At 41.3% G+C, this 9,189-nt stretch carries 12 protein-coding genes; 2 read left to right on the forward strand and 10 right to left on the reverse strand.

The window, feature by feature from the left end:
* Entirely contained in the window at nt 1–897 is an 897-nt protein-coding gene (locus ACQ4LT_RS14305) for a TIGR01777 family oxidoreductase (RefSeq protein ID WP_445666741.1), read from the reverse strand.
* Nucleotides 898–975: 78 nt separating this feature from the next.
* Between ACQ4LT_RS14305 and ACQ4LT_RS14310 the strand changes: the two genes are divergently transcribed.
* The gene (locus ACQ4LT_RS14310) at nt 976–1,437 is read left to right on the forward strand and encodes a MauE/DoxX family redox-associated membrane protein (protein ID WP_445666742.1); all 462 of its coding nucleotides are present in this window, start codon (nt 976–978) and stop codon (nt 1,435–1,437) included.
* Here ACQ4LT_RS14310 and ACQ4LT_RS14315 read toward each other — a convergent pair.
* The 9 genes from ACQ4LT_RS14315 to ACQ4LT_RS14355 all read right to left on the reverse strand — a co-directional run bounded on the left by ACQ4LT_RS14315 (nt 1,434) and on the right by ACQ4LT_RS14355 (nt 7,780).
* The gene (locus ACQ4LT_RS14315; RefSeq protein WP_445666743.1) at nt 1,434–2,459 is read right to left on the reverse strand and encodes a dipeptide epimerase; all 1,026 of its coding nucleotides are present in this window, start codon (nt 2,457–2,459) and stop codon (nt 1,434–1,436) included. The two genes, ACQ4LT_RS14310 and ACQ4LT_RS14315, sit on opposite strands and share 4 nt — an antisense overlap.
* Nucleotides 2,446–3,267 (reverse strand): phosphatidate cytidylyltransferase, encoded by an 822-nt coding sequence (locus tag ACQ4LT_RS14320; protein ID WP_445666744.1) that lies wholly within the window; start codon nt 3,265–3,267, stop codon nt 2,446–2,448. Before ACQ4LT_RS14320 ends, ACQ4LT_RS14315 begins: the two co-directional genes overlap by 14 nt.
* 7 nt (nt 3,268–3,274) lie before the next feature.
* A complete protein-coding gene (locus tag ACQ4LT_RS14325; protein WP_445666745.1) occupies nt 3,275–3,544 on the reverse strand; it encodes a putative signal transducing protein in 270 nt (89 codons plus the stop codon).
* A gap of 2 nt (nt 3,545–3,546) precedes the next feature.
* Nucleotides 3,547–4,488, reverse strand: a complete 942-nt coding sequence (locus tag ACQ4LT_RS14330) for a lysostaphin resistance A-like protein (RefSeq protein ID WP_445666746.1) — start codon at nt 4,486–4,488, stop codon at nt 3,547–3,549.
* A 22-nt stretch (nt 4,489–4,510) separates the two neighbouring features.
* Complete coding sequence (locus ACQ4LT_RS14335) at nt 4,511–5,086, reverse strand: DUF4199 domain-containing protein (protein ID WP_445666747.1); 576 nt, start codon at nt 5,084–5,086, stop codon at nt 4,511–4,513.
* 21 nt (nt 5,087–5,107) lie between these two features.
* Nucleotides 5,108–5,557 (reverse strand): DUF2085 domain-containing protein, encoded by a 450-nt coding sequence (locus tag ACQ4LT_RS14340; protein ID WP_445666748.1) that lies wholly within the window; start codon nt 5,555–5,557, stop codon nt 5,108–5,110.
* Between the two features lie 7 nt (nt 5,558–5,564).
* Nucleotides 5,565–5,999 carry an acyl-CoA thioesterase gene (locus tag ACQ4LT_RS14345; RefSeq protein ID WP_445666749.1) on the reverse strand — a complete coding sequence of 145 codons (435 nt, stop codon included), beginning with the start codon at nt 5,997–5,999 and terminating at the stop codon, nt 5,565–5,567.
* Nucleotides 6,000–6,010: 11 nt separating this feature from the next.
* Nucleotides 6,011–6,976 carry an acetyl-CoA carboxylase carboxyltransferase subunit alpha gene (locus tag ACQ4LT_RS14350; protein WP_445666750.1) on the reverse strand — a complete coding sequence of 322 codons (966 nt, stop codon included), beginning with the start codon at nt 6,974–6,976 and terminating at the stop codon, nt 6,011–6,013.
* Nucleotides 6,977–7,051: 75 nt separating this feature from the next.
* Nucleotides 7,052–7,780 (reverse strand): polyprenol monophosphomannose synthase, encoded by a 729-nt coding sequence (locus tag ACQ4LT_RS14355; RefSeq protein ID WP_445666751.1) that lies wholly within the window; start codon nt 7,778–7,780, stop codon nt 7,052–7,054.
* A gap of 157 nt (nt 7,781–7,937) precedes the next feature.
* On the opposite strand from ACQ4LT_RS14355, the gene tgt reads away from it, so the two are divergent.
* Nucleotides 7,938–9,065, forward strand: a complete 1,128-nt coding sequence (gene tgt, locus ACQ4LT_RS14360; RefSeq protein ID WP_445666752.1) for a tRNA guanosine(34) transglycosylase Tgt — start codon at nt 7,938–7,940, stop codon at nt 9,063–9,065.
* Nucleotides 9,066–9,189: the final 124 nt, after the last annotated feature.

The raw sequence follows: 9,189 nt of genomic DNA on the forward strand, positions 1-9,189 counted from the left end.
TTACAAGATATCCCCTAATGCCTGTCGCAGGTAACCAAACTTAAACTCAAATCCGTGTTGCTGCAGCTTTTTGGGCTGCATGCGCTTGCTCGTTATTACAGGATTTGCGGCTTCTCCCAACACAATATCCAACACAAATTCCGGCACTCTGAACAGTGATGGACGATGCAATTGTGACGCCAGCTCACTGGCAAATTCATTCATCGTAACCGGATTAGGAGCATTTAAGTTATACGGACCTTCAAGCTCTTCATTTTTAAGCGGATATATCAATCCTCGGCACAAATCCAGCATATGAATCCACGGAAAATATTGCTCGCCGCTGCCTATAGGACCGCCCACAAAAAGCTTGAAGGGCAGTAACATCTGCTCCAAGGCTCCACCGTCTTTTTCAAGCACAACGCCAATACGCGGATTGGCCAAGCGAACTCCATATTCGGTCGCCGGTTGGGCGGCTTTTTCCCAATCCACACATACTTTTGATAAAAAGCTGTCTCCGGCAGGGGCCGACTCATCCAATACCGTATCTCCAGCCGGCTCGTAATAATCAGCTCCCGAAGCAGAAATCATTACTGAGGGTGGATTGTCCGCATCTTTAATAGCTTCAACAAGTTGTTCCGTACACTCTATACGACTGTTATAGATCTTCTCTTTCACTTCGTCGGTCCATCGCGTTCCAAATATTGAGGATCCTGCCAGGTTTATAACTGCATCTGCTTTCTCCATTTCCGGCACAAGATTATCATCCCAAGAAACAAATTGCTGATTTTTTGCCGTTTCATCCTCATATTCTTCAGGAGACCGGCTCACAATAGTTAAAAAATGACCATCTTGAAGTAGCAACGTTCGCAGATTAGACCCTATGAATCCGGTACCACCTGTTATTAAAACCTTCATAAATATTTTTCTTTTTTATTTGTATGAAGCTATTACATTTAGAATCTCAGTAGCATTCCATTAAGAATCAGTTCTACAATGAACCAATCATATCTTAGCAAAGCAATAACCGTCATTCGTTTACTCCTGGGTATTCTATTCTTGGTTTCAGGAATAGGAAAACTTATCAGCGGTTCTGACGCCCGATACCTGGTAGAACTGCTGGCTACCGAATTCTACTGGCTTATTGAGTACGGAACTGCTATTGTAATTACAACATCCATTATTGAACTCGTACTGGCTGTCTTTTTAATCTGGAATAAATTTCTAAAATGGGCTTTGGCAGGCACTTTAGCTATGCTCATCGGCTTCTCTTCTGTGCTTTCGTACTTTTATTTTCAGGGGATGTCAGTAGAAAATTGCGGCTGCTTCGGCGCTTTTGGTTTTGCCTCAGGACTGGAATTTACCCTGATCCGAAATACGGTACTTATCCTGCTTACTATCATTGCATTTGTACTGATCGCAAAAACAAAGTCCACGCAAACTGGCGATACTTTCTAATTTCGAGATACACCTAATCCCGGCAAATTTGAGAGCTTTATTCTTTTTTCATCTGTAAGCATCAATCCCGAAAAGGGATCATTGCTAATCAGTAAATGGCCATCGAGATCCACATAGTCGGCCCATGTTCCCAGTAACGCTCCTGCAGATATCCCCAGAGAACTTTCGATCATACATCCAATCATCACCTCAAGGTTTCGCTCACGAGCCTTATCAATTAACTTAGAAGCTTCAACCAAACTACCCACCTTCTGAAGCTTAATATTAATGCCATCGAACTGATCAGCTATTTCATCCATATACTCTCTGCCCACAAAACTTTCATCCGCAATAATGGGTAATGGTGACCATTGTTTTAACTGAATCAGTTTTTCTTTGCATGAGGCGGGCATAGGCTGCTCAATAAACTCCACATTTTGATCAGCTAAAAAACGGATCTGCTGTTTGGCCGTATCTAAATCCTCCCATCCTTCATTGGCATCTATCCGAATAACTTGATCTGATACTTCACGAATGCCTTTAATAATTTCTATATCCCGGTCGGTTCCCAGCTTTACTTTTAATATGGGATAATCTTTTGCTCCTTCTACTTTTTGCTGCATAAGATCAATATCATCAAGGCCAATAGTAAAAGAGGTCGGCGGCGTTGTTTGTGAAGGGGCATCCCATAATTTCCATAGCCGTTGCCCCTGGCTTTTGCCCCACCAATCCAGCCACGCCATCTCTACGGCTGCCTTTGCTGACTGTACGGATTGATCTATTCGTTGAAGTTTCTCCCAAAGTACCTCGGCAGAATTCACCTCATCAAAAAATGTATCGGGGAGCCTTTCCAGGAAAGAAATGACGCCCTCCGCATCTTCATTATATCGACTATTGGGCCCTGCTTCTCCCAATCCCGTAATACCATCGGCCGTTAACTTCACCAATACATTGGGAACCGTTTCTTTAGTTCCACGTGCTATAGTAAATGGATGAGAAGGCATGAGTTCTAATTTTTCAAATTCGAGCTTAAAACGAGACATATCCTAAAATTTTAAGTATGTATAGGTAAAGATAAAATACGGGACTTGCTAAAATGAGAGCATCAAAACGATCGAAAAATCCACCGTGTCCGGGTAAAATATCAGAAGCATCTTTAGCATTGGCTGCCCGCTTTATCCTGCTGGCTGTTAAGTCCCCAATGGGACCAAATATGCTAATCAGCAATGTAACCGGAGCCAACACGAGCAATGATACCGAAAGTTCAATCGGAACGGCATAGTAACCAATGGTCAATCCGACCAGTGCTCCAAGAATCCCAAAGAAAAACCCTTCCCAGGTTTTGTTAGGGCTTATGGCAGGAGCCAGTTTCTTTTTTCCAAGATATTTACCGCCAAAGTAGGCAAATACGTCATTCCCCCACACCATCAGTAGCAAGCCTATCGTCAATGCAAACCCTATTTCTGTAGCTCCCGTATTCCTAATCAAAAGAATAGCCAGTAATCCCAGTGGGGCATAAATGCCACAAAAGAAAGTACCTATTACCTGTTTTAAAGCCTGATCCCCGGATTTAAAAATTTGAATAGCGATAAAAAGCAGAAATATTGCCATTCCAATAGCAAGTGCATGGGGCAGATAGGGACTCAATAATATCCACATGCCAATGGTGTATGGGAAGAAATTATCCGGCTCAAATCCGGCCCCTGCAGCCAGCATAGACAGCTCTCGCTGAATAAAAAGAGCAACGAGAATAATTAATCCAACAAAATAAAAGTCACCAAGCCATGTGATAAAAAAAAAGAAAGCCGCAGCCGGGACAGCAAATAGAATACGTTTAGTAAGCTCAGTCACAGATCAATTATTCTTCTTCGTTGGTTCCTTCTTCCGGAGGCTCGAATTCTGCGAGGGCTTGGCGTGCCTCCTCTTCATATTCATCTGGCACATATAAGTAAACCATTCCCATTTCACCATAATTTACACTAAATGAGGAATCTCGTTTGGACAAAATGTTAGAGGGGATATCGAGGCTGGCAAGGTAATTCTTAGCACTTTCAACTTCATATTCGGTACCGCCCTCCATAACACAAGCCCAGTTTTCAACATCGTTTGGTTCAGAACCGTCTAACATAATTAACCTCCAATATTGGTGTGAATTTCATTTCTGTTATACATCCAATATACAATATAAGCAGAAATTAACAGACTGATTATTACAGCCCAAAGGGGTGGCATCGATTCTGGTGTAATTTCGGCAAAAGCAGATTCGGGATAATAGGTCCCCACCAATACACTCCCGCCATTATTAACGAGATGTGCAACAATAGCCGGTATAATACTTTCCGAGATCCAAGTGATATAAGCGAATAACATGCCCAGTGTTGCCAGCGGAATTAAATTACTAAGCTGAATGTGATATAACCCAAAAAGCAATCCTGATACAATAATGGCCGGCCAGATCCCCCAGCTTTTTTCAAATGCCCGCATAACATATCCACGATAAAGAGTTTCCTCACAAATTGCCGGTACCAGTGCTACATGAAACAAGGTAAGCATGAGCATATGATCGCCACGCAGATAGTTTTCGATCATCTGCATTTGCGTATTTTGCATATTGCTAAACACCTCGGGCACTGGAATAAGGGCATTAATCCAAGATAGAAACCAAATAGTAGGTTGTATTGCAATAATTAATACAACCGTTATGGCTGATTTTTGAAGGGTATCGGGCTGAATAGAAAACCGAAGAAACTTTTTTCGTCCCCCCCTGGAGCTATGCAATCGGGCAAAAAACCAAGTTGCCAATCCCAGAAACAAAATCTGTCCGGCCGAATTACCAATAAAGAGCAGATCCAGATTCTCTGTAAACTTTGACATCATCTCGTTGGCATCTGTGCTTATGCCGCTCTCCATTAACATCAATGTAATAGCCACAATCGAGGCTGTAACCTGAAAGAGGATAAATGCCGCTATGATCCAAAGCAAAGCCAACGCCCAATCCGAAAACCCATTGCGCTCAGCCCATGATTGATAATTAGAATTGAATATATCCGATTCAGATAAATTATTATTCACTAACTTATTTTTTCCACCTTAATTATCCTTCCTGCTTTCCAAACACTTTAGCACCAATCATCCCGGTTAAAACATTCAAAATACCATACATGGGAAGATTATATAAAAGCTGTGTACCAATACTATTTTGATTGCGCATACTCTGAACGGTAGAGTCAATCATCTGCTGCTTCTGGGCATCGGGCAAGTCTGCCGCCTCAAAATTAGCAATAACACTGTCAATTGCTTTTTGGGTCATATCGGGATCTATAACTTGCCAAAATTGATTTAGTAGTACCATAACTACCGTAATAGCAATACCTGTAAAAAGGCCAATAAGTGCTCCTTTTCCCAATTTCAAACTAACATCATATTCATTGGCATAGTGCCAAACTGCTAACATCCCCCCAAAAGCACCAACAAGACAAACTAAGACCCATAGTGATATCTGAACCGGAGAAAATAACGATCCGGTAGGCTCCGAATTAATCATTGCATAACTCGTTACTAACGACAGTGCAAAAACAATAATCCCAAGAATTACTCCTGCTATCCCTACTGATGTCCAATACGATGGTTGATTATTCTGCTCTGCTTGTTGTTCTGCTACTTCATCCATAATGATCCCCTTTTATTTTAGTTATGATGAAAAAAAATCTCCGACAAAAATGAGGGCTGCTGAGCTTCCCATCATCCCGCCTAATACTGCTCGTGAAAACAATGTATTTTGCCAGAGTCCAGAGAAATCTCCTGCAGCGTCAATAAAATTAAATAATAATATAACTACTAAAATTCTCTTTATATATGCCGACCTTGTTATATTTATTGACGACAAAATGGGCAATAGAACCCATCCCAAAGCAAAACCGGAATAAATCCCAATACACCTGCTACATACAGCCATCGGTTGTCCGTTAATCCAAAACGAACGGTCGGCAATTTGATGACATAAACTATGAAAAGTCTGATGCTGCCATTGGACAGGCCACGGGGCTGACTGGTTAAATAATCCGCCTCCAATAGCAACAAGTACTACAATAAAAGCCAAGCATAATACCGATCCATATAATATTGGCTGGCGTATTTGCATAACAGTATCAATCGCTGACTACTTCCTTTAATCCGTTTACAAAATCAGAGGGAGCCCGGCACGGCTTGCGGGTATCCTCCTTCATAAAACATAGCTCAACTTCCCCTTGAATATGTGGAACTTCCCGTCGCTCAGTTTTAACATAATAATATGTTTCGAGCCGAACGGTGGGGATATCAAACAGCAAGACTTCTACATCCATCAGCTCGTCATAAAAAACCGGTGATTTGTAATCTACTTGTGTGTGGATTACCGGAAGCATGATGCCATTTTGCTCTAATTTGGCATAAGGTAACCCAAGGGACCGTATCATCTCAGTACGCGCTTCCTCAAAATATTCCAGGTATCGACCATAGTAGACATACCCCATTTGATCGGTTTCACCATATCGACTGCGCAGCTGGTGGGTGTAACTAAAAATAGGATCTTTATCGGGAAACAATGGACTCTCGTCTACTTTTTGTTAGATACTTTTTTGAACTCACCCATATTGGCATACTTATCAATACGCGATTCAACCAACTTCTCGGACGATTTTTTCTTCAGCCGTTTTAACGAGTCCAGTATTTGCTCCTTAACTGCTTTAGCGGCTTGATCAGGACCACGATGAGCTCCGCCAAGTGGCTCCTTAATAATACCATCAATAATATCCATCCCCTCCAGATCTTTGGCAGTAAGTTTTAATACTGCTGCCGCCTGTTCTTTATAATCCCATGTCTTCCACAAAATAGATGAGCATGATTCCGGAGAAATTACCGAGTACCAGGTATTCTCCATCATATAAACCTCATTACCCATGCCAATACCGATGGCACCGCCACTGGCCCCCTCTCCAATTACAACAGTAATAATAGGGACTTTAAGCGTAGCCATCATCTTAAGATTCTTTGCAATAGCTTCAGCTTGGCCCCGCTCTTCGGCCTCCAATCCGGGATAAGCCCCAGGGGTATCAAGTAGAGTAATAACCGGAATATCAAACTTTTCGCCCAGCTTCATCAAACGATGAGCCTTTCGGTATCCCTCGGGATTGGCCATCCCAAAGCGTCGATATTGCCGGCTTTCGGTATCTCGACCTTTTTGATGTCCCATAATAACCACAGACTGCCCATCAATAGTCGCAAAACCACCAACAATGGCCTTATCATCACTGTGGTAGCGATCGCCGTGTATCTCAATAAAATTTTCCGTTATTTTATAAATATAATCCAAGGTATAAGGCCGATCGGGATGACGAGCCAACTGCACACGCTGCCAGCGTGTTAAATTTGTGAATATTGATTCTCGCAGCTCATCAACACGCTTTTCGAGCCGTTTTATCTCTGGCGAAATAACATCATCATCCGCAACAGATAATTCACTCAACTCTTTGATCTTTTTTTCGAGATCGGCAATAGGTTGTTCAAAATCTAAATATTGCATAAATGAATTTTATCGCTTAAAAATGACTTCAAATATAAGAACAAATACGAAGATATTAAGAAGATATCTTACTTACTAAAGTGTCCCAAATATACTTTGAATTTTTAATGTCCATACTCGCCAAATAGCTTCCCAAACAATAGATTTTGACATCTTAGATACCCCCTCTTCGCGTTCACGGAAAATGATAGCCACTTCTGTGAGCGAAAATCCCGCTTGCCAAGCTCTAAAATGTAGCTCAATTTGAAACGCATAACCATTCGACCGAATTTTATCTACCGAAATACCCTCAAGCACTTTGCGATGAATACACTTAAATCCAGCGGTAGTATCAAAAATAGGTAATCCCGTAATAAATCGGGCATAGAGATTAGCACTATAAGACAAAATAAGTCGACTCAACGGCCAATTTATAATGCTTATTCCTTTTGCATATCGCGATCCGATCGCAACATCTGCATTCCCCGCCTTAACTTCCGCAATTAATTTTGGGAGATCTTTTGGATTATGAGAAAAATCAGCATCCATCTCACAGATATACGAATACCCCTGATTGAGCCCGTATTTAAATCCTTCCACATAAGCTGTTCCCAACCCCAGTTTGCCGGATCGCTCAATAAGATGCAATTGCTCTCCAAATTTATTTTGAGCTTCTTTAACCAAGTCAGCTGTTCCGTCGGGTGAACCATCGTCAACTATAAGTAAATCAATATTCTCATCCTGATTTATTACCTGCTCAATAAGCTCTGAAATGTTATTAGCTTCATTGTACGTAGGAACAATTACTAATGTCTCTTTAGACATAAACCTTCTTGAAATTATTATTTCTACTATTAATGGATACTTTCTTTTAAGATATACTAAGGATACAAAATAGCTTATTAATGTTGCATAAATAATTTTCCTATCTTCATCGCCCAAGAATATAAAAGAACTGTTAACTTATTAATATTTATTACCATTGTTTAATTTAGAAAAGACTGCTTCATCTACAAAAGCTCGCCTCGGTACTCTTATTACTGATCACGGAAAAATTGACACCCCCATTTTTATGCCCGTAGGTACGTTGGGTACGGTAAAAGCTGTCAAACAAGATGAGCTTATCGACAAAGTAAAAGCTCAAATAATCCTTGGCAATACGTATCACTTATATTTACGCCCCGGCTGTGATATTATTGAAGGAGCAGGAGGGCTACATGATTTTATAAATTGGGATCGGCCTATATTGACAGACTCAGGGGGATATCAAATATTCTCGCTGTCCGATAACAGAGAGCTAACTGAGAAGGGGGCGAAGTTTAAAAGCCATCTCGATGGCTCCAAGCATATGTTTACGCCCGAAAATATTGTAGATATTCAACGGACATTGGGCTCGGATATTATGATGGTTTTGGATGAGTGCCCTCCCTATCCCAGCAGTTACGAATATGCCAAAGAATCGATGGAGCTTACGCATCGTTGGGAGAAAAGAGGTCGAGAAGCATTTTTAGATTCTGAGCCTAAATACGGTCACGATCAGGCTCAATTCGGTATAGTTCAAGGTGGTACCTATGAGGATCTTCGCATAGAATCCTCCAAGTATGTAACCGACCTTGATTTTGAAGGTATCGCAATCGGTGGACTCAGCGTGGGAGAACCTACCGAGTTAATGTACGAGATGACCGATTTAAATACTGATTATTTACCTAAAGATAAGCCTCGATATTTAATGGGAGTGGGAAAACCTGAAAACCTCCTCCATGCCATTGCCCGGGGTATTGATATGTTTGACTGCGTATTACCAACCAGAAACGCACGCAATGGTCAAATTTTTACCCGTGATGGATATATCAATATCCGAAATGCCAAATGGAAAAATCATCAGAAACCGTTAGATCCTGATTTTCCTACCGATCTATGTCAGAAATATAAGATGTCATACATCCATCATTTATTTCGCAACAATGAACTACTTGGATTAGAATTAGCCTCGCTCCATAATCTAACATTTTATCTATGGCTAATGGATGAAGTAAAAGAGCGAATTGCTAATAATACCTTCCACAACTGGTACGAAGAAAAAGCAAAAGTATTAGGTACCAAGATTTAATCAAAAGTTTATACAACAAAAAAGCCCTTCACGCATAGCGTAAAGGGCTTATACAAAAAAAAGAGCGGGCGGGGACCTACGCTTCCTCCCAGTCGGGAAGTACCATCGGCGCTGCCGGGTGTCA

The sequence above is a fragment of the Fodinibius sp. AD559 genome (genome assembly GCF_052712805.1).

Excerpts from the sequence above, each read along its gene's own strand:
- ACQ4LT_RS14305 (WP_445666741.1), bottom strand. The coding sequence starts at position 897 with ATGAAGGTTTTAATAACAGGTGGTACCGGATTCATAGGGTCTAATCTG.
- ACQ4LT_RS14310 (WP_445666742.1), top strand. The coding sequence starts at position 976 with ATGAACCAATCATATCTTAGCAAAGCAATAACCGTCATTCGTTTACTC.
- ACQ4LT_RS14315 (WP_445666743.1), bottom strand. The coding sequence starts at position 2,459 with ATGTCTCGTTTTAAGCTCGAATTTGAAAAATTAGAACTCATGCCTTCT.
- ACQ4LT_RS14325 (WP_445666745.1), bottom strand. The coding sequence starts at position 3,544 with ATGTTAGACGGTTCTGAACCAAACGATGTTGAAAACTGGGCTTGTGTT.
- ACQ4LT_RS14335 (WP_445666747.1), bottom strand. The coding sequence starts at position 5,086 with ATGGATGAAGTAGCAGAACAACAAGCAGAGCAGAATAATCAACCATCG.
- ACQ4LT_RS14340 (WP_445666748.1), bottom strand. The coding sequence starts at position 5,557 with ATGCAAATACGCCAGCCAATATTATATGGATCGGTATTATGCTTGGCT.
- ACQ4LT_RS14350 (WP_445666750.1), bottom strand. The coding sequence starts at position 6,976 with ATGCAATATTTAGATTTTGAACAACCTATTGCCGATCTCGAAAAAAAG.
- ACQ4LT_RS14355 (WP_445666751.1), bottom strand. The coding sequence starts at position 7,780 with ATGTCTAAAGAGACATTAGTAATTGTTCCTACGTACAATGAAGCTAAT.